The organism is Acidovorax sp. GW821-FHT10E04 (genome assembly GCF_059415185.1).
On sequence record NZ_JBWKMT010000008.1, the window covers coordinates 23,883 to 43,587 of the forward strand.

Consider the following 19,705-nt stretch of genomic DNA (forward strand, 5'->3'; position numbering starts at 1 on the left):
TTGTAGCTGCTGGCGCTTGATGGGTGGGCGCTGGGGGCTATTTTTTGCATAGAACCCTGGCAGGGCCTTGTCCTCAGTTCTGAGGACATACAAAAGCGGCAGGCAACGGCAACATGGCGCATCTTCATCGCCACCAGCCCACCCATGCCATTCCCCTCCACCACCGCCCGCCTTGCGGGCCTGCTGCTGGCCGCCGCGGCTGCGCTGCCGGGCGCGGCCCCTGCGCAAGTCCTGTACGAAGGCTTTGACGACACCTTCACGCTATCGGGCAATGGCTGGGTCATGCAGAACAACAGCGCCCCGGTGGGCGCCATGGGCTGGTTCCAGGGCACCCCCACCTCTGCCTTGCCGGACCCCGGCCCGTTCGACGCCTACAGCGGCGCAGCCAATGCCTACATAGCGGCCAACTTCAGGAACACGGGCAGCAGCGGCACCATCAGCAACTGGCTGGTCATGCCGAACCGCACACTGAGCAATGGCGACGTGCTGACCTTCTACACGCGCAAGCCGGTCCCCAACCCAACGGACTACCCCGATCGCCTGGAAGTGCGCATGAGCACGCAGGGCGCCAGCACGGACGTGGGCACCACCGCCACCGACGTGGGAGACTTCACCACGCTGCTGACGAGCATCAACCCTGGCCTGGCGGCGGGCGGCTACCCCGCCGCCTGGACGCAGTACCGCATCACCGTGTCCGGGCTGGCCGCCCCCACCTCGGGCCGCGTCGCGTTCCGCTACTTCGTGACCGGCGCCGGCACCTTCGGCGCGAACGGCGACTACATCGGCATCGACGACGTGACGCTCTGCCCCGCCCCCGCCATGACGGCCACCGGCACGCCCGCCAACGGCACGGCCGGGGCCGCTTATGCCTACACGCTGGCGCAGGCCGGGGCGGTGGGCGGGTCGTCCTTCGCGGTCGCGGCGGGGGCGTTGCCGCCGGGTCTGGTGCTGTCGGCTGCAGGCGCCATTTCCGGCACCCCCACGGCCACGGGCACGTTCAGCTTCACGGCCACGGTGACGGACAGCCGCCACTGCTCGGCGTCGCTGCCCACTTCCATCACGGTGCAGGCAGGCAAGCCGCCCCCGCCGGCCAGCGCCACCGCCACCGCGGGCGACGCCGAGGCGACGGTGGACTGGAGCCCGGAACGGTGGGCGGACGCCTATGGGGCCCCCATCACCAGCTACACCGCCACCGCCGTGCAAGACCCCGCCAGATCCTGCACCGTGACCGGCTCCGGGCACAGCTGCACCGTGGCGAACCTGGCCAATGGAACAAGCTACACGTTCCGCGTGGTGGCGCACAACGGATCCCCCACGCAACCCGATTCGGACGCCGCCGTGACCAACGCGGTCACGCCCCTGGGCGCGCAGAGCATCACCTTCCTCCCCGCCACCATCCCCGCGCAGGCTGCGGGCACCACGCTGACCCTGGGCGCCACGGCGACGTCGAACCTGCCCATCACCTACAGCGCCACGGGCGCGTGCAGCGTGGCGGGCAGCGTGGCCAGCTTCAGCGGCGCGGGCTCGTGCACGCTGACGGCCAGCCAGCCGGGCGGCGGGGCCTGGGCGGCGGCGGCGCCCGTAGCGCGTACCTTTGCCGTGATGGCGGCGCCCACGCTGGCGCTGGCGGCCAACGCCAACCCCAGCGCACTGGGGGCCAGCGTCACCCTCACCGCCACGTTCGGCAGCGCCAGCAACCCCACGGGCACGGTGAGCTTCAGCGCGGACGGCCTGCCGCTGGCCTGCGCGGCCCCGCCCGCCATCACGGGCAGCGTGGCCGCCTGCACCGTCAGCGGGCTGCTGGTGGGCGCGCACGCCATCACCGCCAGCTATGCGGGCGATGCCAATAACACCAGCGCCACGGGCGGGCCTCTGGGGCTGACGGTGGGCCAGGCCAGCCTGGCGGTGCCCGGCGGCGGCATGGCGCAGGCCAGCATCTCCGGCGGCCCGGCGGGCTGCACCGTGGGCAGCCTGGCGCTGACCGCCGCCGCCCCGGGCGACAACCTGCCCGCAGGCGCGACCGCACCGCTGGGCGTGCTGCGCTTCACGGCCACGGGCTGCGCGGGTGCCACGCTCGCGGTGGCCATCACCTACCCCGGCGGCAGCCTGGCGGGGCTGGTGCCGCGCAAGTTCGGCCCCGCCGCGGCCGGTGCCACGGCGCTCTGGTTCCCGCATGGCGCGGTCAGCGGCGACACGGTGAGCTTTGCCGTCACCGACAACGGCACGGGCGACAACGACCCCGCCCCCGGCGCCATCGCCGACCCGCACGCCATGCTGCTGCTGGCCGCCGGCGCGCAGGCGATTCCTACGCTGTCCGAATGGGGCCTGCTCGTGCTGGCGGCGCTGCTGGGGCTGGCAGCGCTGCGCAGGTTTCAAGCCGGATCGGCCTCCAGCGCTTGATGAGAAAGCGCTGAAAGCTATCAAATCAGGAGTTTTTTGCCGGATGCGCTAGCATTGCCAGTCCCATTCTCACGAGGCGCCCCATGACCACTGAAGCCCTGCTGGCCTACGCCCACTTTCTGGCCATCCTGACCATGACCGTCTTCCTGGCCAGCGAGGCGGCCCTGTGCCGCAAGGAGTGGCTCAACGCCGCGGTGGTGGAGCGCCTGGCGCGGGTGGACATGGTCTATGGCATCTCCGCCATCGCCGTGCTGGCCACGGGCCTGGCGCGCACCTGGTGGGGCATGAAGGGCGCGGGGTGGTACTGGTCGCAGCCCCTGCTGCACACCAAGGTCACGCTGTTCGTGGTCATCGGCCTGATCTCCATCGTGCCCACGGTGCGCTTTCTGCGCTGGCGCAAGCAGCTGCGCGCCACGGGTGCGCTGCCCACCGAGGCCGAGGTGCGCGGCACGCGCCGCCTGGTGATGATCGAGGCGCACCTGCTGGTGGTGATTCCGCTGCTGGCCGTGTTCCTGGCGCGGGGCGTGGGCACGCGCTAGAAAGCACAAAGCCCCGCGTGCGGGGCTTTGTTTGGGGGCCAAGGTGTGTCAGGCGGGCTTGTTGCTCAGGCATTCCTTCATGAAGGCCTTGCGCTCGTCGCCCTTGAGGGTCTTGGCCTTGGGGTCTGCGTTGCAGGTCTTCATCTTGGTCTGCTGCTTTTCCTGCTTGTTGGCAGACAGGCATTCCTTCATGAAGGCCTTGCGCTCGTCGCCCTTCTTTTCCTTGGCGTCGGCATTGCAGGTGGCCATCTTGCTCTGCTGCGCGGTGGGCGCCTTGGCCGGCGCGGAGGCCGCGGCAGCAGGCGCGTCGGCGGCATGGGCCGTGGCCAGGGAGAGGGTCAGGCCGATGGCCGTCATCAGGGAAAGCAGTTTCTTCATGTAATGCTCCTGCGGGTAGGGGGATGGACGGCCCGGTGGACACCGGGCCATTCAGCATAACGCCACAGCGGCGGGATGGGATGACGGGGCGCCCCCGTAGAATCCCCGCATGCTCTCCGTCAAACAGGAATTGCTCGCGGCGCTCGCCGGCGAGCTGGAAAAATTGTCGCCCGGCACTGCCGGGCGCGCTGCGTTCGAATCCCCCAAGGTGGCCGCCCACGGCGACTTCGCCTGCACGGCGGCCATGCAGCTGGCCAAGCCGCTCAAGCTCAACCCGCGCGCGCTGGGCGAGCAGCTCAAGGCCGCGCTCGAGGCCACGCCCGCGTTTGCCCGCTGGGTCGATGCCATCGAGATCGCCGGCCCCGGGTTTCTCAACATCCGCCTCAAGCCCGCCGCCAAGCAGGAAGTGGTGCGCGAGGTCCTGGGGGCCGGAGACCGCTTTGGCTACCAGGCCGACAACGGCCAGAGCGTGCTGGTCGAGTTCGTCTCGGCCAACCCCACCGGCCCGCTGCACGTGGGCCACGGCCGCCAGGCGGCGCTGGGCGACGCGATCTGCAACCTCTTTGCCACCCAGGGCTGGAAGGTGCACCGCGAGTTCTATTACAACGACGCGGGCGTGCAGATCCAGACGCTGACCACCAGCACGCAACTGCGCGCCAAGGGCTTCAAGCCCGGCGACGAGTGCTGGCCCACCGACCCCGAGAACCCGGCGTCCAAGGCGTTCTACAACGGCGACTACATCCAGGACATCGCCAACGACTTCCTCGCGAAGAAGACCGTCAAGGCCGACGACCGCGAGTTCACCGCCAGCGGCGACGTGGACGATGTGGAGTCCATCCGCCAGTTCGCCGTGGCCTACCTGCGCAACGAGCAGGACAAGGACCTGCAGGCCTTCAATCTGAAGTTCGACGAGTACTACCTCGAGTCGAGCCTGTACACCAGCGGCCGCGTCGAGGCCACCGTGGGCAAGCTCGTGGCCAACGGCAAGACCTACGAGCAGGACGGCGCGCTGTGGCTCAAGAGCACGGACTACGGCGACGACAAGGACCGTGTCATGCGCAAGAAGGACGGCACGTACACCTACTTCGTGCCCGACGTGGCCTACCACATCGCCAAGTGGGAGCGCGGCTTCACCAAGGTCGTCAACATCCAGGGCACGGACCACCACGGCACCATCGCCCGCGTGCGCGCCGGGCTGCAGGCGGCCGGCGTGGGCATTCCGCAGGGCTACCCCGACTACGTGCTGCACACCATGGTGCGCGTGGTCAAGGGCGGCGAAGAGGTCAAGATCAGCAAGCGCGCGGGCAGCTACGTCACGCTGCGCGACCTGATCGAATGGACCAGCAAGGACGCGGTGCGCTTCTTCCTCTTGAGCCGCAAGCCCGACACCGAGTACACCTTCGACGTGGACCTGGCCGTGGCGCAGAACAACGACAACCCGGTGTACTACGTGCAGTACGCCCACGCGCGCATCCAGTCGGTGCTGCGCGGCTGGGCCGAGCAGGGCGGCGGCGATGTGGCCTCGCTCCAGGGCGCGGACCTGTCGGCGCTCGAAGGCCCGCAGGCCCAGGCGCTGATGCTGCAGCTGGCCAAGTACCCCGAGATGCTCACCGCCGCCGCCGACGGCGAGGCGCCGCACGACGTGACCTTCTACCTGCGCGACCTGGCCGCCAGCTACCACAGCTACTACGACGCCGAGCGCATCCTGGTGGACGATGAAACCGTCAAGCGGGCCCGGCTGGCCCTCGTCGCCGCCACCGCGCAGGTATTGCACAATGGCCTGGCCGTGCTGGGCGTGTCGGCTCCGGCCAGAATGTAAGCAGTCACTATGAAGAAACAACAGACGGGTGGGACCATCATCGGCTTCATCGTCGGGGTCATCGTGGGCCTGGGGGCCGCACTGGCGGTGGCCGTGTACGTGACCAAGGTGCCGGTGCCCTTCCTCAACAAGGGCAACGGGCGGGGCGTGGACATGGATGCCGCCGAATCCCAGAAGAACAAGAACTGGGACCCGAACTCTCCGCTGTACGGCAAGAACCCCGCGCGTCCTCCCGCGCCGGCGGTGGCGGCGGCTTCCGCGCCCGCCTCCGCGGCGGCGCCCGAGGTGCGAGCGGCCGCCTCCGCGCCCAAGCCGGTTGCCAGCAAGCCCGAGGCGGCCAAGGCCGAAAGCAAGCCCGGCGCCGACCCGCTGGGCGATCTGGCCGTCGCCAAGGCCGCCGCCAAGGGCAACCTGGACCCGTTCGACTACTTCGTGCAGGCCGGGGCATTCCGTACCCAGGCCGATGCGGATGCCCAGCGCGCCAAGCTGGCCATGCTGGGCTGGGAGGCCCGGGTGAGCGAGCGCGAGCAAAATGGGCGGGCCGTGTTCCGCGTGCGCGTGGGCCCGTTCACCAAGCGCGATGATGCCGAGCAGCTCAAGGAAAAGCTCGACGGCGCCGGGGTGGAGTCGGCCCTGGTGCGGGTGCAGCGCTGAACTGCCGCGCAGCGGGAGCTGAACTTTTTGCGGGGGCATGGCTCACATCCCCCAGACCAGAACCAGGAGAGTCTTTGCCATGAAACGCCGTGAGTTTTCTTTGTCCGCCGCCTCGGCGGTTGCCGCTTCCGCCCTGACGCTGCCAGTGGCCACCCCCGCGCTGGCCCAGGCCCGCCAGTTCAAGGAGGGCAAGGACTTCAAGCGGCTGGACAAGCCCGTGGCGCCCGATGCGCCCGCCGGCAAGGTCGATGTGATCGAATTCTTCTGGTACAGCTGCCCCCACTGCCACGCCTTCGAGCCCACGCTCGACGCATGGGTGAAGAGCGCCCCCAAGGACATGAGCATCCGCCGCATGCCCGTGGCCTTCAATGCCAGCTTCGTGCCGCAGCAAAAGCTCTACTACACGCTCGAAGGCATGGGCAAGCTCGACGCGCTGCACGCCAAGGTGTTCCGCGCCATCCATGTGGAAAAGCAGAAGCTGGCCAAGGACGACGAAATCCTGGCCTGGGTGACCCAGCAGGGGGTCGATGCCGCCAAGTTCAAGGAGGTCTACGGCTCCTTCACCGTGTCCAACCAGGTGCGCCGTGCGTCGCAGCTGCAGGACGCGTATGGCGTGGAAGGCGTGCCTTCCATGGGCGTGGCCGGCAAGTACTACACCGATGGCACCATGGCCGGCAACATGCAGAACGTGCTGCAGGTGGTGGAGCACCTGGCCGCCACGGCGAAAAAGGGGTGACGCCTCCTTGAAGGAAGCGTGGCCCTCGTGAGCCGCCTTCCTGCCCAGGGGAACGCACCCGGCGGCCCGGCAGCGCCGGCTCCACGGGTGCAGGCGGCGGCTTCCAAGCGCCGACGGCCTCGGATGTCCCAAGAAGAAGCCCGCGGATGCGGGCTTTTTTCATGGCGCGCGCCGTGGGGTGGCTACAATGACCTGCAAGATTCGTGCCCTATGAACTACCGCATCCTCCCCCACCTCCTGCTTGTCGCCCTGGCCTGCCATCTGGGCGCGGCGCACGCCGAAAAGGCCGACCGCGCCAAGCCCATGAACATCGAGGCCGACGCCTTGCGACACGATGAGCTCAAGCAGACCAGCGTGTTCTCGGGCCGCGTGGTCATGACCAAGGGCTCCATCGTGCTGCGCGGCGCGCGGCTGGACGTGCGCCAGGACGCCGACGGCTACCAGTACGGCGTGGTCACGGCCGAGGCGGGCAAGCGGGCCTTCTTCCGCCAGAAGCGCGATACCGTGGCGGGGGCGCCGGACGAGTTCATCGAAGGCGAGAGCGAAGTCATCGAGTACGACGGCAAGGCCGACAACGTGCGCTTCATCACCCGCGCCGAACTGCGCCGCTACCGCGGGGCGGTCCTCAGCGACGAGATCACCGGCGCCGTGATCGTCTACAACAACCTCACCGATGTGTTCACCGTGGACGGCAAGCGCACCCCCGCGACCAATGCGGCGGGCGATGCGCCCGCGCCCGGCAGCCGGGTGCGCGCGGTGCTCGCGCCCAAGGACCCGCCCGCCGGTGCCGCCGCGCCGGAGGCCGCGCCCCCGGCATCGGCGCCGGTGCTGCGCCCCAGCAACAGCCTTGGCGGCGGCTCCAAGTGAGCGCGCAGCCCGTCAGCCCCGGTCCTGACACCCAGGCGGGCAGCCGCCTGGAGGTGCAGCACCTGGCCAAGTCGTATGGCAGCCGCAAGGTCGTCAAGGATGTGTCGCTGGTCGTGCAAAAGGGCGAGGTCGTGGGCCTGCTGGGGCCCAACGGCGCGGGCAAGACCACCTCGTTCTACATGATCGTGGGCCTGGTGCGCAGCGACGCGGGCGACATCCGCATCGACGGCCATTCGGTGGCCCACATGCCCATCCACCGCCGCTCGCGGCTGGGGCTGTCCTACCTGCCGCAGGAAGCCTCCATCTTCCGCAAGCTCACGGTCGAAGAGAACGTGCGCGCGGTGCTGGAGCTGCAGCGCGCGGACGACGACGGCAAGCCGCTGTCGCGCGAGGCCATCGAAGAGCGTCTCACGGCCTTGCTGCAGGAGCTGCGCGTGGACCACCTGCGGGCCTCGCCCGCCATGGCCCTGTCGGGCGGCGAGCGCCGCCGCGTCGAGATCGCCCGCGCGCTGGCCACGCAGCCGCGCTTCATCCTGCTGGACGAGCCCTTTGCGGGCATCGACCCCATCGCCGTGATCGAGATACAGCGCATCATCGGTTTTCTCAAGGCGCGCGGCATCGGCGTGCTCATCACCGACCACAACGTGCGCGAGACGCTGGGCATCTGCGACCACGCCTTCATCATCAGCGATGGCCAGGTGCTGGCCCAGGGCACGCCATCCGAGATCGTGGACAACGCCGAAGTGCGCCGGGTGTACCTGGGCGAACATTTCCGCATGTAGACATGGCCTCCACGCTTGTCACTTCGTGTACTGCGCTGCCCCCCGAGGGGGGCTTCGCGCCTTGGGGCGGCCCGGCGGCGCTCAATCAATGAAACCTGGACTCTCGCTGCGCGTCTCGCAGCATCTTGCATTGACCCCCCAACTTCAGCAGTCCATCCGGCTGCTGCAGTTGTCCACGCTGGAACTCTCGCAGGAAGTCGAGCAGATGCTCGACGAAAACCCGTTCCTCGAACGCAACGCCGACGAGGCGCCGCGCGAGGAGTTTGGCCTGGAAGCCGCCGATACGCCGGCCCAGGCCGACGACTACAGCGCGGATGATGCTATTTTTTCAGGAGCTACCAGCGCAAGCAGTACCAGCGCTGAGGCTCAAAATGATGCTGAAACTCCGAGCGCGGGCGCCGACGAGCCCGACTGGAGCGGCGACGGCACGGTGGAGATGGCGCCCAACGACGCCGAGTGGGGCGGCGACGCCCCCGCCCGCAACCGCAACGACGCCGAAGGCGACGAGGCCGACGCCACCGAGCTGGCCCGCACGCACGAATCGCTGACCGCCTTTTTGCACCGACAGGCGCTGGCGCTGCGCCTGTCCGAGATCGACCGCGCCGCGCTGCGCTTCCTGATCGAATCGCTCAACGACGACGGCTACCTGGAGGATCCGCTCGAAGAGCTGGCCATCAGCCTGGCCGGGCCCGACGACCTGGAGCAGATCGAGGAACTGGTGCACCGCTTCACCGTGGCACAGCGGCTGCTGCAGAGCCTGGAGCCCGTGGGCGTGGGCGCGCGCGGCCTGGCCGAGTGCCTGACGCTGCAGCTCAAGGCGCTGGCCGCCGACGAGGACAGCGACATCGACCCCGACACCGTGCAGACCGCGCTGCGCGTGTGCCAGCAGCCGCTGGAGATGCTGGCGCGGCGCGACGTGCGCCGCCTCACGCAGGCCTGCGGCGACAGCGAGGAGCGCACCCGCGCCGCCATGGCGCTGATCGCCCGGCTGGAGCCGCGCCCGGGGCGCCGCTTCGCCGACGTGGAGCGCAACATCATCATCCCCGACGTGATCGTGCGCAAGGCCGGGCGCGCCAATGGCCGCGACGGGCAGCACAACTTCATCGTGCAGCTCAACCCCGACGTGATGCCGCGCCTGCGCGTGCACGACATCTATGCCGGCGCCCTGCGCGGCCACAAGGGCGGCGAGGGCCACCAGGGCATGCAGCAGCGCCTGCAGGAGGCGCGCTGGTTCATCAAGAACATCCAGCAGCGCTTCGACACCATCCTGCGCGTCTCGCGCGCCATCGTGGAGCGGCAGAAGAACTTCTTCACCCACGGCGAACTCGCGATGCGCCCGCTGGTGCTGCGCGACATCGCCGACGAGCTGGGCCTGCACGAGTCCACCATCAGCCGCGTGACCACGGCCAAGTACATGGCCACGCCCATCGGCACCTACGAGCTCAAGTACTTCTTCGGCTCGGGCCTGGGCACCGAGACCGGCGGCAATGCGTCGAGCACCGCCGTGCGTGCCCTCATCAAGCAATTCGTGGCCGCCGAGAGCCCGACCAAGCCGCTGTCCGACAGCCAGATCGCCGAGATGCTCAAGGAGCAGGGCATCGAGTGCGCGCGCCGCACCGTCGCCAAGTACCGCGAGGCGCTCAAGATCGCGCCGGCGAATCTGCGCAAGGCGCTGTAGGCGCCGTGCGGGCGTGTGCACGGCGCATGCGCCTGGTGGCCCGTTTTTCCGCTCCGTTGCTGTCTTTCCCTCTTACTTCGCCACCCCGTCCATGGCCCGCATCGTCTTCGACCTTCCCGCGCACTTCGGTTTCGCCACCGAAATGCAGATCTACATCAGCCACGTCAACCAGGGCGGGCACCTGGACAACGCGCAGCTGCTGAGCCTCGTGTCCGAGGCCCGGGTGCGGTTTTTCCAGTCACTCGGCTACCCCGAGGCCGACGTGGGCGGGCTGTCCATCGTGGTCGGAGACATCGTGGCGCAGTACAAGTCCGAGGGGTTCCACGGCGAGACCATGCGCGTGGAGATGGCGCCTGCGGACTTCAACCGCTATGGGTTCGACCTGGTCTTTTGCATGACCGAGAAGACCTCGGGCCGCGAGGTGGCGCGCGGCAAGATCGGCATCGTTTTCATCGGCAAGGCCGGCCGCAAGGTGGCGCCGATCCCGGACTCCATCCGCCAGTTGCTGCTGGCCCGTGCGGGCACGCCGGATTCACACGCACTTTCCGAGCGCGTATCCTCACCATCGTCATGAATCAACTCCAACTTTTTCTCCCTTGCGCCGCCGGTGTGGAGGGCTTTCTGGCCGACGAGGTGCATGGCATCACCGGCCTCACGGGGCAAGACCTGCTGGTCGGCCGTGGCGGCGTGCTGCTGCGCGCGTCCTGGCGCGAGGCGCTGCTGCTCAACCTGCACAGCCGCCTGGCCCAGCGCGTGCTGGTGCAGCTGGCGCACCGCCCCTACCGCTCTGAAAACGACCTGTATGCCGCCGCCAGCGACGTGGCGTGGGAAATCTGGTTCACCACGCGCCAGACCTTCAAGGTCGAGGTGACGGCCCAGCACAGCCCGCTGCAGAGCCTCAACTTCGCAGGCCTCAAGGTCAAGGACGCCGTGGCCGACCGGTTTCGCGCCAAAAGCGGCGTGCGCCCCGATGTGAACACGCAGTGGCCCGACGTGCGCATCCACCTGCACCTGACCACGGAAGAAGCCACCATCTACATCGACACCTCCGGCGAGCCGCTGTTCAAGCGTGGCTGGCGCGAGGACAAGGGCGATGCCCCGCTGAAGGAAACCCTGGCCGCCGCCATGATCGCCGCCAGCGGCTGGGACCCGCACGGTGACAACCCCCAGCCGCTGTACGACCCCTGCTGCGGCAGCGGCACCATCGCCATCGAGGCCGCGCAGATCGCCTGTCGCATCCCGGCGGGCATGCTGCGCCGCTTTGCGTTCGAGAAACTGCTGCCCTACCAGGCCCATGTCTGGACTGCTATTAAAAATGAAGCTGAAGGCGCAATACAGACAAGCGCTGTGCCCATATTTGGCAGTGATGTGGCCCACCGCATGGTCGATTTTGCCCAGCGCAACGCCGAACGTGCGGGCGTGGCCGACGCCGTGCAACTGCGCGGTGGCGACGCCCTGCAGCGCATGCCGCCGTGCGACCAGCCCGGCGTGATGCTGCTGAACCCGCCCTATGGCGAGCGCATCGCCGCAGCCGGTGCCGCTGGCCAGAATGCCAACGAACGCGCGGCCGAGCGGGCCCTGGGCGCCAGCGTGGGCCGCGAAGCTGCGCATACCGATGATGGTGGCGAGTTCTTCAGCCAGCTGGCCGCCCACTGGAAGAAGAACTACAGCGGCTGGACGGCCTGGATGCTCACGCCCGACCTCAAGCTGCCCGGCAAGATGCGTCTGAAGGAGTCGCGCCGCGTGCCGATGTGGAACGGCCCCATCGAATGCCGCATGTTCCGCTTCGACATGATCAAGGGCGCCGTGCGCGACCGCGCTGCAAAGGCGGCGCCAGAAAACGGCCCGGGCAATGCTGGTTGAACTGCGCCTGCCCGCCGAGGCCCCGGCGGGCGAGCCCGCGCGCACCGTGGTGGTGGACACCAACGTCGCGCTGGACCTGCTGATCTTCAGCGACCCGCGCACCGTGCCGTTGCGCACGCTGCTGGCCCAGGGGCGCCTGACCTGGATCGCTACGCAAGTCATGCGCGACGAACTGGAGCGCGTGCTGGCCTATCCACACATCGTGGAGCGCATGAACTACTACCGGGTGGATGCCGCGCAGGTGCTGAGTGCGTTTGACGCGCAGGTACTGCTGGTGGAGATTGCGCCGAAGGTGGCCTATGTGTGCAAGGATGCGGACGACCAGAAGTTCATTGACCTGGCGGCAGCGCACCGGGCGATTTTGCTGAGCAAGGACAAGGCGGTGATTTGTATGCGCAAGCGGTTGCTGAGCCTGGGCGCGGATGTGGCGACGGAGTTGGTGCTGGAAGAAGCGTCCGTCGCTGCAGTGGCTTGATGCGGCCGTCACTGGAAGGATCGGTATGGGACCATTGGGTTTTCTCGTCCTCTCAGGCTTCTTCGCATACCTTGCATTCGATGCGCGTCAGTTCGAGCGAACGTCGGACCATAAGATCTGGGCTGTACCGCCATCTTCTGGTCGGGCTGTCGGAGTGGACCCCCTGTCACGCGCTGAACAGGAGGGGTTGCAGGCGAACAAGTTCACTGCCATCGGTGGCATTCCTGGCCTCTACTGGGCCTTTGTTGTGCTCTCGCTGGGGTGTCTGGGCGTGGCCATCTGGCTGTGGTTCGTCTAGCGCTTCTGAAGATCCAGTCTCCCTGCCCGGCGACATCAAGGTGCGAGTACCTTCTTCATGTACACCAGCTGAAAGCCCTGGATGTAGTTGTCGATGTGTCCGAACTCATCATAGCCCTGCTTGAGGTAAAAGCCCCGCGCTTGCCACTCAAAGGTACTCAGCGTCGCGCTGTGCGCACCCAGCTCGCGGGCTTTCTGTTCCGCCGTAGCCAGCAGGCTTCGGCCCAGCCCTTGGTGCCGGGCCGATTCGTCGACAAACAGAAGTTCCACATTCAGCCACTGCAGAAACACGAATCCGCGCAGCCCGCCCAGCAATTCACCCTTGGTGTCACGTGCGCTCACCCACACTGGCTGCGTCTGGCCGTATTCGCCAACAAATCCGTAGTTGAACTGCCGCATCCGGCGGCCGAGGACGCCGGAGTGGACTTCTTCTGCTGTGGGGGTGTAAATCTCATAGTCGTTCATCGCGCTAGTCTTGTCATGCCAACAGGTCATACGCCGCCCGCACCCGCTGCAAGTCCCGCCCCAGCTTGCGGCTCGCAGGCAGTTGCCGCATCCACCCCATCCGGCGAACGCTGGTCGCCAGCACCTCCCGCATCTCCGTGCTCCCCTGCGCCACCCACGCCGCCCAGCGCTCGCGCCCCTCGCCCAGCGTGCCGCTCTGGTGCAGATAGATGGCCGTGGAGTGCGCATAGCACAGCGCATCGCGCACGTGGCATACCGGCAGCGGCAGCACGGACGCAGGATCGTCCTCGAAGTCGATGCAGGCCACTTCGCCATCGGGGCAGCGCACCAGGTTGCGCGCAAAGGCCTGGCTCAGGCACGTGCCCTGGCGGTGCACATGGGCGAGTGTGTCCAGCCCCTGTTGCCACAGTGCCAGCACGGCCGCCGTGTCGCCCGCCTGCACGGCATGGTCGATCTCGTTGCCCAGCGAATGGGTCTCCTCCCCCGTGCGGCCCAGGTGCCGCATCGCGAAGCCATCTCGCTGCGCGGCCAGCACCACGGGCACGCGCACACCCCGCGCCGCCAGGTCCGTGAGGCGCCGCACCTCGGTGGCGATGGCGGCGGTGCCGCCGGGGTTGGGCACGGGGCGCAGCACCGGGAGCCGCAGCAGGCCGGCCAGCACGGCCATGGCGCGGTAGCGCCCCGTGCCGTGGGGCGCGCCCGCGCGCTTGATCCAGATCTGTTCGCCGCCCAGCACGTGGGCCATCACGGCGTGGGGCTGCGTGGCCAGGTGCTGCTGCAGGAAGGCGCCGTAGTCGGGGGTGTCCATCGTCATACGGCCGCGTCCCCTGCCACCGCGGCGGCGGTGCCTGCCGCCGCCGCATGGACCAGCTCCACATGGTGCGGGATGGAGGGCTCCAGCGCGGGCTCGCTGGCCTGGAAGCTGTGCGCGCTGGCCAGGGGCCAGTACAGGCGGAAGACGTTGTGCTGCGCGTCCAGCGGGCCCAGCAGCGCGCCGGGCAGCATGCGCGTGATGAGGTTGGACAAGAGGCGCACCTCGGTGTCGCTGATGCGGCGCACGATGTGGTGGGCCGTGATGTCCTTGGGGTGGGTGAGGCCGGCGGCCTGCACCAGCTCCTGCAGCGCGTGTAGCGTGCTGCGGTGGAACTGCGCCACGCGCGTGGCCTTGTCGGGCACCACCAGGGCCTGCTGGCGCAGCGGGTCCTGCGTGGTCACGCCCGTGGGGCAGTGGCCGGTGTGGCAGCTTTGCGCCTGGATGCAGCCCAGCGCCATCATGAAGCCGCGCCCCGCGTTGCACCAGTCGGCGCCCAGCGCCATCATGCGGGCGATGTCGAAGGCGCTGATGACCTTGCCCGCGCAGCCGATGCGCACGCGGTCGCGCAGGTTCACGCCCACCAGGGTGTTGTGCACCAGCAGCAGGCCCTCCTGCAGCGGCGCGCCCACGTGGTCGCTGAACTCCACCGGGGCCGCGCCGGTGCCGCCCTCGGCGCCGTCGACCACGATGAAGTCGGGCGTGATGCCCGTGACCAGCATGGCCTTGACGATGGCGAACCACTCCCACGGGTGGCCCAGGCAGAACTTGAAGCCCGTGGGCTTGCCGCCCGAGAGCGTGCGCAGCCTGGCGATGAACTGCATCATCTCCACCGGGTTGCGGAAGGCGCTGTGGCTGGCGGGCGAGATGCAGGCCTCGCCTTCCTTCACGCCGCGCGCGGCCGCGATCTCGGCCGTGACCTTGGCCCCGGGCAGCACGCCGCCGTGGCCGGGCTTGGCGCCCTGGCTCAGCTTCAGCTCGATCATCTTGACCTGCGGGTCGGTGGCGTTGGCCGCAAAACGCTCTTCGCTGAACGTGCCGTCGGGATTGCGGCAGCCGAAGTAGCCCGAGCCGATCTCCCAGATCAGGTCGCCGCCGTGCACGCGGTGGTGCTGGCTGATGCTGCCCTCGCCCGTGTCGTGCGCGAAGCCGCCCTTCCTGGCGCCCTGGTTGAGCGCCAGGATGGCGTTGGCCGACAGCGCGCCAAAGCTCATGGCCGAGATGTTGAACACGCTCGCGTGGTAGGGCTGGGTACAGGGCGCCACGGACGGCGACGGTGCATCCGGGTTGCCGCCGATCCACACGCGAAAGTCGTGCGACGGCAGCTGTGTGGGCGCGAGCGAGTGGTTGACCCATTCGTAGCCCTGCGCGCCCACGTCCAGGTGGGTGCCGAAGGGGCGGTTGTCCGGGTCGCCCTTGGCGCGCTGGTACACCAGCGAGCGCTGCGCGCGCGAGAACGGCGCGGCCTCGCTGTCGCTCTCGATGAAATACTGGCGCACCTCGGGGCGCACATATTCGAGCATGAAGCGGATGTGGCCGATGACCGGGTAGTTGCGCAGGATGGCGTGGCGCGACTGCTGCAGGTCGTACACGCCCACGGCCACCAGGGCGGCGAACACCAGCACCACGGGCAGTCCCACGCTAAAGGCCACCAGCGCGAACAGCGACAGCAGCAGCCCGAAAACGCACAGCGCGAAGGCCGTGTAGCGCACCGGGTACAGGGAGTTGAGTTGGTGGATCATGGGGGTCCTGATTCTGCGGGATGCCGGGCGCCAGGCGGCGAGAGGGCTACACTGGCCGCCTTTTCGCAGGCCCGGCCGCAAGCGGCGGACCTGCGCAGCATCATAGAAGTAAAAAATTGTTCTTCTTCGCCCCTGAGCGATTGACCGGAGCCCTGCCATGACCGATACCACGCCTGCCGCCGCCCCCCTGGGGCTGGGCCCCGACGAACTCGAAGAGATCGACAACATCCTGGACGACCTGCGTTCGCGCGGCGAGGAAATCCCGCAGTGGGAGTTCTGCGACGGTTTCATGACCGCCGTGATCTGCAGCCGCCGCCCCATCGCCCCCGCCGAATACCTGCCCATGCTGCTGGGCGACGGCGCCGAGCTCGATGTGGCCGAGGGCGAGCCCCTGCCGCTGCTGCCCGCCTTCGCGGATGCCACCCAGCAGGCGCGTTTCCTCGCGCTGTGGGACCGCCGCTGGAACGAGATCGTGGCGCAGCTGGACACCAAGGTCGAAACGCTGGATGACGACCGCACCTTCCAGCCCGAGGCCATGGACATGCGCGGCGCGGTGGCCAGCCTCACCGACGAGCAGCGCGCGGAGATGGGCGACGACCAGGAAATCCCGTCCTTCGGCCAGGTCTGGGCCCTGGGCTTCATGTTCGCCGTGGAGAACTGGCCCGAGGACTGGGCCGCCCCGCGCGACAAGGAGGCCGCCCGGTGGCTGGACGACGCGCTGGACAGCATCGTCGCGCTGACCGAGGACGACACCGGCAAGCCCGAGGTCTGCATGTACAGCGAGGACGGCCCGCCCAGCACCAGCCAGGCGCGCGTCGAGGCCTTCGGCGAAGCCATCTGGGCCGTGTACGACCTGCGCCAGATCTGGAAGAGCATGGGCCCGCGCGTGGAAACGGTGCGCAAGGCCCCCGAGCCGGGCCGCAACGACCCCTGCCCCTGCGGCAGCGGCAAGAAGTACAAGAAGTGCCACGGTGCGGCCTGAGTCCCGGTCTCTATCGGTCGGGTTGCTATTAAATAAATAGCAATTGGCGTTTGTCACGCAAGCACCACGGCCTTTTTTGATTTGAAACCCGCGCACCGCGCGGGCTGCTTCTCAGGCCGCCCGCAGCCCGCCGATGCGCTGGCGGCGCACGGCATCCAGCGCGTCGAGCACCTCGGTACCGTGCGCATAGCCCTGCTGCACGATCTGCTCGAAGCGGTTCCACTGCAGCATGCCCACGCGGTCCATGGGCGGGTTGAAGTACAGGTCGGTGAGCTGCTGCGACTGGCGCTGGCGCGACATGCTGTACAGGATGGTCACGTTCATCAGGTAGCTCGCCAGCGACGGCAGCCGGTAGCGCCGCTTGGCGCGCGGCCGCAGCTTGTCGCGCAGCAGGGCCCAGCTCGTGGGCACGTCGTCCAGGTCGATGCGCCGGGGCTTCCTGAAGTTCAGGTCCACGCCGATCACCGTGCCCACGCCGCGCATGCCGCGCATCACGTCCACCGGAAAGTTGTTGAACGTGCCGCCGTCGCACAGCAGGTCGCCCTCGTGCACCACGGGCGGCAACGCGCCGGGAATGGAGATGCTGGCCAGCAGCGACTTCACCAGGCTGCCCCGGCGCACGACCTGCTCGCTCGCCCTGGAGTAGTTGGTGGCCACGCAGTAGTAGTTCTTCCACAGGTCCTCGATCTGCGCGGGGAAGCCCACCAGCCGCTCCACGGCCGCGTGCAGGATGTGGCGCAGGCGCCGGCCCTTGATGAGCGACAGCAGCGGCAGCAGGTTGAAGTCGCCCGTGGGGTTGGTGCGAAAGGCCTCGCGCGCATTGGCCATCACGGCCTCCAGAGGCTGGTCGGAGGCGACGTACGCCGCCATCACCGAACCGATGCTGGTGCCGCCCACGCAATCGATCTCCACGCCTTCTTCCTGCAGCGCGCGGTAGACGCCCAGGTGCGCGAAGCCGCGCGCGCCCCCACCGGCCAGCACCAGGCCCACGGCCGTGCGGCTCTGGATGCGGGCCAGGCGCGCCATGTCGCGGTCGAGGGCGGGGCGCACGTGCAGATGGTCGGCCACGGGGCGGCGGTCCAGCCAGCGCTGGGTGCCTTGCGGGCACCGGGTGCCGGCCGGGTGCAGCAGCACCAGGATCTCGGCGGCCTCGGCCAGCGGCGCGCGGCGCAGCAGGCACTGCTCCTCGATGGCGTGGAGGGCGGGCTCGGCCTGCGCGTCGGCCAGCAGCAGCAGCTCGTCGCAGTGGCGGCTCACGCGGCGCGTCCAGGGCGTGGGCTCGGGGTCGGCCACCAGCAGCACGAAGTCGTTGCGCGCCTCGATCTCGTCGAGCAGCATGGCGATGCGCCGGTTGGCCGTGGCGTCGGCGCCCTCGCGCTGCGCGATGCCGGCCTCGCGCAGTTCGGCGTCCACCGTGGCGGAATCCACCACGCGCACGCGGCCGATGAGGCCCAGCTGGCGTGCCATGCCCTGGCCGAAGCCCTGCAGGTCCACCCCGGCGCTGATCGGCAGCAGCCCCATGGCCACGGGGCGCTCCAGCGCGGCCACGTTGGCGGCCGTCCCGGACTGCAGGCGCTGGATGATCTGGCGCGTGAGCGCGATGGACACCTGCGCGCTGCTGGCCAGCAGGGTCTTGAACACGTCCTTGGTCAGGCGCACCAGCACCGAGTCGCGCACGGCCACCACGGTCGCGGCGCGGGGGGCATCGGTGAACAGGCTGATCTCGCCGATCACCTGGCCGCGCCCCATGTCGGCCACGCGGCGCTGGTGGCCGTCGTCGCCACGCACATAGGCGCGCAGGCGGCCGCTCACCGTGAGGTACATCGATTCGCCCGGCTCGCCCTGCGCCATCAGCGTGCTGCCGCCGGGCACCTCCACCCATTCCAGGTGGGCCCGCAGCAGCTCCAGCGCCTCGGGCTCGATGCCGTGCAGAAAGCTGCGCAGGTGCTCGGTGAGCAGTTGGTTCTGGGTGGCGGTGAAAGGGGGCATGGTCGCGCAATCGGCAGGGCTTGTTTTGGGGGGGCGCTGCGGAAAACGGGGTGCCTGCGCACAGGCCTTCGCAACGGATTCCGCAGCTGCGAAGCGGCGGATTCTAGGAACGCCGGAGCCCCTGCGCGTGCCCGGCGGCAGGCGCCGGCCGGGGCCTGCGTGAACAAATGCACGCCTGCCGCGGCGATTGTGGTCCGTGCGCGGCCCGGGCCCGCGCCGTCAGCGCATGAAGGCGCGCAGCGCGCCGGCCGTGGCCTCGGGCAATTGCTCGGGGATGAAGTGCCCGGCGGGCACGGCCTGGCCGGTCACGGCGCCCGCGCACTGCGCCTGCCACAGTGCCAGCGGATCGAACAGCCGGTGCACCACGCCGTGCTCGCCCCACAGCACCAGCGTGTCGCAGGCGATCTTCTCGCCCTGCGCGCGGCCCGTGCGGTCGTGGTCCAGGTCGATGCCCGCGCTGGCGCGGTAGTCCTCGCACGCGGTGTGGATGGCCTCGGGCGTGCAAAAGCAGCGCTCGTAGTCGGCCAGGGCCTGGGGTTCGATGTGGGCCAGGCCCGCGCTGCCCCAGCCGCCCAGCTTGGCGTGCAGGTAGGCGCGCGCGTTGCCGCCGATCATGGTCTCGGGCAGCGGCGCGGGCTGGATCAGGTGGAACCAGTGGTAGTAGGCCCGCGCGAAATCCATGTCGGTGCGGGCGTACATGTCGAGCGTGGGCGCGATGTCGATCACGCACAGCCTGCGCACGCGCGCCGCGTGGTCCAGCGCCAGGCGGTGCGCCACGCGGCCGCCCCGGTCGTGGCCGCACAGGAAGAACGCCTCATGGCCTAGCGCCGTCATCACCTCGGCCATGTCCTGGGCCATCGCGCGTTTGCTGTAGTTGCTGTGGTCGGGCAGGCCGGGGGCGTGCGACGAGTCGCCATAGCCGCGCAAATCGGGCATGACCAGGAAGTAGTCGCGCGCCAGCTGCTGCGCCACGCGGTGCCACAGCGCATGCGTTTGCGGAAAGCCGTGCAGCAGCAACAGTGCCGGCCCGTCGGGTTTGCCGCCCGTGCGCACAAAGATATCTGCGCCGCCCGTGGCGATACGTTGGGTGTTGAATCCTTGGAGCCAGTGCATGGTGTGCGCCGCGAATGAGGTGCGCCCATGCTACACCGCAGCGCTACAGGGCAAGAGCGCGCTGACGGTGGACGCGGTGATGGGTGCGCGCGAGGGGCGCGTTGGCGACCGGGTG

General features: G+C 69.0%; 18 protein-coding genes. 12 read left to right on the plus strand and 6 right to left on the minus strand.

The annotated features are described in order from the left end of the window. Positions 1-144: 144 nt before the first annotated feature. Together AC07OC_RS22735 and AC07OC_RS22740 are read left to right on the plus strand one after the other, a co-directional pair. Positions 145-2,400 (plus strand): IPTL-CTERM sorting domain-containing protein, encoded by a 2,256-nt coding sequence (locus tag AC07OC_RS22735; protein WP_494602314.1) that lies wholly within the window; start codon positions 145-147, stop codon positions 2,398-2,400. Positions 2,401-2,483: 83 nt separating this feature from the next. Continuing rightward, positions 2,484-2,939 carry a DUF2214 family protein gene (locus AC07OC_RS22740; protein WP_218296750.1) on the plus strand — a complete coding sequence of 152 codons (456 nt, stop codon included), beginning with the start codon at positions 2,484-2,486 and terminating at the stop codon, positions 2,937-2,939. Positions 2,940-2,987: 48 nt separating this feature from the next. On the opposite strand, the gene AC07OC_RS22745 is transcribed toward AC07OC_RS22740, so the two are convergent. After that, positions 2,988-3,317 carry a PsiF family protein gene (locus tag AC07OC_RS22745; protein WP_218296751.1) on the minus strand — a complete coding sequence of 110 codons (330 nt, stop codon included), beginning with the start codon at positions 3,315-3,317 and terminating at the stop codon, positions 2,988-2,990. Positions 3,318-3,426: 109 nt separating this feature from the next. Between AC07OC_RS22745 and argS the strand changes: the two genes are divergently transcribed. The 9 genes from argS (at position 3,427) to AC07OC_RS22790 (ending at position 12,191) form a co-directional block, all read left to right on the plus strand. Then, entirely contained in the window at positions 3,427-5,136 is a 1,710-nt protein-coding gene (argS, locus tag AC07OC_RS22750; RefSeq protein ID WP_494602316.1) for an arginine--tRNA ligase, read from the plus strand. A 9-nt stretch (positions 5,137-5,145) separates the two neighbouring features. Further along, a complete protein-coding gene (locus AC07OC_RS22755; RefSeq protein ID WP_218296753.1) occupies positions 5,146-5,790 on the plus strand; it encodes an SPOR domain-containing protein in 645 nt (214 codons plus the stop codon). A 79-nt stretch (positions 5,791-5,869) separates the two neighbouring features. After that, on the plus strand, positions 5,870-6,526 hold the full coding sequence (locus AC07OC_RS22760) for a thiol:disulfide interchange protein DsbA/DsbL (protein WP_218296754.1): 657 nt from the start codon (positions 5,870-5,872) through the stop codon (positions 6,524-6,526). 210 nt (positions 6,527-6,736) lie between these two features. Then, positions 6,737-7,393: a lipopolysaccharide transport periplasmic protein LptA gene (gene lptA / locus AC07OC_RS22765; protein ID WP_218341195.1), complete on the plus strand. Its 657-nt coding sequence runs from the start codon at positions 6,737-6,739 to the stop codon at positions 7,391-7,393. After that, entirely contained in the window at positions 7,390-8,175 is a 786-nt protein-coding gene (gene lptB, locus AC07OC_RS22770) for an LPS export ABC transporter ATP-binding protein (protein ID WP_218296756.1), read from the plus strand. Before lptA ends, lptB begins: the two co-directional genes overlap by 4 nt. 88 nt (positions 8,176-8,263) lie before the next feature. Continuing rightward, entirely contained in the window at positions 8,264-9,853 is a 1,590-nt protein-coding gene (locus AC07OC_RS22775; protein ID WP_218296757.1) for an RNA polymerase factor sigma-54, read from the plus strand. Between the two features lie 91 nt (positions 9,854-9,944). Then, on the plus strand, positions 9,945-10,427 hold the full coding sequence (locus AC07OC_RS22780) for an acyl-CoA thioesterase (protein ID WP_218341196.1): 483 nt from the start codon (positions 9,945-9,947) through the stop codon (positions 10,425-10,427). Further along, entirely contained in the window at positions 10,424-11,716 is a 1,293-nt protein-coding gene (locus tag AC07OC_RS22785) for a THUMP domain-containing class I SAM-dependent RNA methyltransferase (protein ID WP_218341197.1), read from the plus strand. The genes AC07OC_RS22780 and AC07OC_RS22785 overlap by 4 nt, the downstream gene beginning before the upstream one ends. Then, entirely contained in the window at positions 11,706-12,191 is a 486-nt protein-coding gene (locus AC07OC_RS22790) for a putative toxin-antitoxin system toxin component, PIN family (protein ID WP_218341198.1), read from the plus strand. The genes AC07OC_RS22785 and AC07OC_RS22790 overlap by 11 nt, the downstream gene beginning before the upstream one ends. A gap of 333 nt (positions 12,192-12,524) precedes the next feature. Here the strand turns inward: AC07OC_RS22790 and AC07OC_RS22795 are convergent, their stop codons facing one another. Genes AC07OC_RS22795 through AC07OC_RS22805 form a run of 3 tightly spaced genes read right to left on the minus strand, consistent with a single transcriptional unit; the run spans position 12,525 to position 15,506 of the window. Beyond that, positions 12,525-12,953 (minus strand): GNAT family N-acetyltransferase, encoded by a 429-nt coding sequence (locus AC07OC_RS22795; protein WP_218341199.1) that lies wholly within the window; start codon positions 12,951-12,953, stop codon positions 12,525-12,527. 13 nt (positions 12,954-12,966) lie between these two features. Beyond that, complete coding sequence (locus AC07OC_RS22800) at positions 12,967-13,767, minus strand: BUD32 family EKC/KEOPS complex subunit (RefSeq protein ID WP_218341200.1); 801 nt, start codon at positions 13,765-13,767, stop codon at positions 12,967-12,969. Continuing rightward, positions 13,764-15,506 (minus strand): FMN-binding glutamate synthase family protein, encoded by a 1,743-nt coding sequence (locus AC07OC_RS22805; RefSeq protein ID WP_218341201.1) that lies wholly within the window; start codon positions 15,504-15,506, stop codon positions 13,764-13,766. The genes AC07OC_RS22800 and AC07OC_RS22805 overlap by 4 nt, the downstream gene beginning before the upstream one ends. Before the next feature lie 157 nt (positions 15,507-15,663). Here AC07OC_RS22805 and AC07OC_RS22810 point away from each other — a divergent pair, with 157 nt between their 5' ends. Further along, positions 15,664-16,488 carry a YecA/YgfB family protein gene (locus AC07OC_RS22810; RefSeq protein ID WP_218341202.1) on the plus strand — a complete coding sequence of 275 codons (825 nt, stop codon included), beginning with the start codon at positions 15,664-15,666 and terminating at the stop codon, positions 16,486-16,488. Between the two features lie 111 nt (positions 16,489-16,599). On the opposite strand, the gene AC07OC_RS22815 is transcribed toward AC07OC_RS22810, so the two are convergent. Both AC07OC_RS22815 and AC07OC_RS22820 read right to left on the minus strand, forming a co-directional pair. Then, the gene (locus AC07OC_RS22815; protein ID WP_218341203.1) at positions 16,600-18,477 is read right to left on the minus strand and encodes a patatin-like phospholipase family protein; all 1,878 of its coding nucleotides are present in this window, start codon (positions 18,475-18,477) and stop codon (positions 16,600-16,602) included. Positions 18,478-18,696: 219 nt separating this feature from the next. Beyond that, on the minus strand, positions 18,697-19,590 hold the full coding sequence (locus AC07OC_RS22820; RefSeq protein WP_218341204.1) for an alpha/beta fold hydrolase: 894 nt from the start codon (positions 19,588-19,590) through the stop codon (positions 18,697-18,699). Positions 19,591-19,705 lie beyond the last annotated feature (115 nt).

Bases quoted from the DNA above. Each gene is read 5' to 3' on its own strand.
- AC07OC_RS22735 (WP_494602314.1), top strand. From the start codon at position 145: ATGCCATTCCCCTCCACCACCGCCCGCCTTGCGGGCCTGCTGCTGGCC.
- AC07OC_RS22740 (WP_218296750.1), top strand. From the start codon at position 2,484: ATGACCACTGAAGCCCTGCTGGCCTACGCCCACTTTCTGGCCATCCTG.
- AC07OC_RS22745 (WP_218296751.1), bottom strand. From the start codon at position 3,317: ATGAAGAAACTGCTTTCCCTGATGACGGCCATCGGCCTGACCCTCTCC.
- argS (WP_494602316.1), top strand. From the start codon at position 3,427: ATGCTCTCCGTCAAACAGGAATTGCTCGCGGCGCTCGCCGGCGAGCTG.
- AC07OC_RS22755 (WP_218296753.1), top strand. From the start codon at position 5,146: ATGAAGAAACAACAGACGGGTGGGACCATCATCGGCTTCATCGTCGGG.
- AC07OC_RS22760 (WP_218296754.1), top strand. From the start codon at position 5,870: ATGAAACGCCGTGAGTTTTCTTTGTCCGCCGCCTCGGCGGTTGCCGCT.
- lptA (WP_218341195.1), top strand. From the start codon at position 6,737: ATGAACTACCGCATCCTCCCCCACCTCCTGCTTGTCGCCCTGGCCTGC.
- AC07OC_RS22775 (WP_218296757.1), top strand. From the start codon at position 8,264: ATGAAACCTGGACTCTCGCTGCGCGTCTCGCAGCATCTTGCATTGACC.
- AC07OC_RS22780 (WP_218341196.1), top strand. From the start codon at position 9,945: ATGGCCCGCATCGTCTTCGACCTTCCCGCGCACTTCGGTTTCGCCACC.
- AC07OC_RS22785 (WP_218341197.1), top strand. From the start codon at position 10,424: ATGAATCAACTCCAACTTTTTCTCCCTTGCGCCGCCGGTGTGGAGGGC.
- AC07OC_RS22790 (WP_218341198.1), top strand. From the start codon at position 11,706: ATGCTGGTTGAACTGCGCCTGCCCGCCGAGGCCCCGGCGGGCGAGCCC.
- AC07OC_RS22795 (WP_218341199.1), bottom strand. From the start codon at position 12,953: ATGAACGACTATGAGATTTACACCCCCACAGCAGAAGAAGTCCACTCC.
- AC07OC_RS22800 (WP_218341200.1), bottom strand. From the start codon at position 13,767: ATGACGATGGACACCCCCGACTACGGCGCCTTCCTGCAGCAGCACCTG.
- AC07OC_RS22805 (WP_218341201.1), bottom strand. From the start codon at position 15,506: ATGATCCACCAACTCAACTCCCTGTACCCGGTGCGCTACACGGCCTTC.
- AC07OC_RS22810 (WP_218341202.1), top strand. From the start codon at position 15,664: ATGACCGATACCACGCCTGCCGCCGCCCCCCTGGGGCTGGGCCCCGAC.
- AC07OC_RS22815 (WP_218341203.1), bottom strand. From the start codon at position 18,477: ATGCCCCCTTTCACCGCCACCCAGAACCAACTGCTCACCGAGCACCTG.
- AC07OC_RS22820 (WP_218341204.1), bottom strand. From the start codon at position 19,590: ATGCACTGGCTCCAAGGATTCAACACCCAACGTATCGCCACGGGCGGC.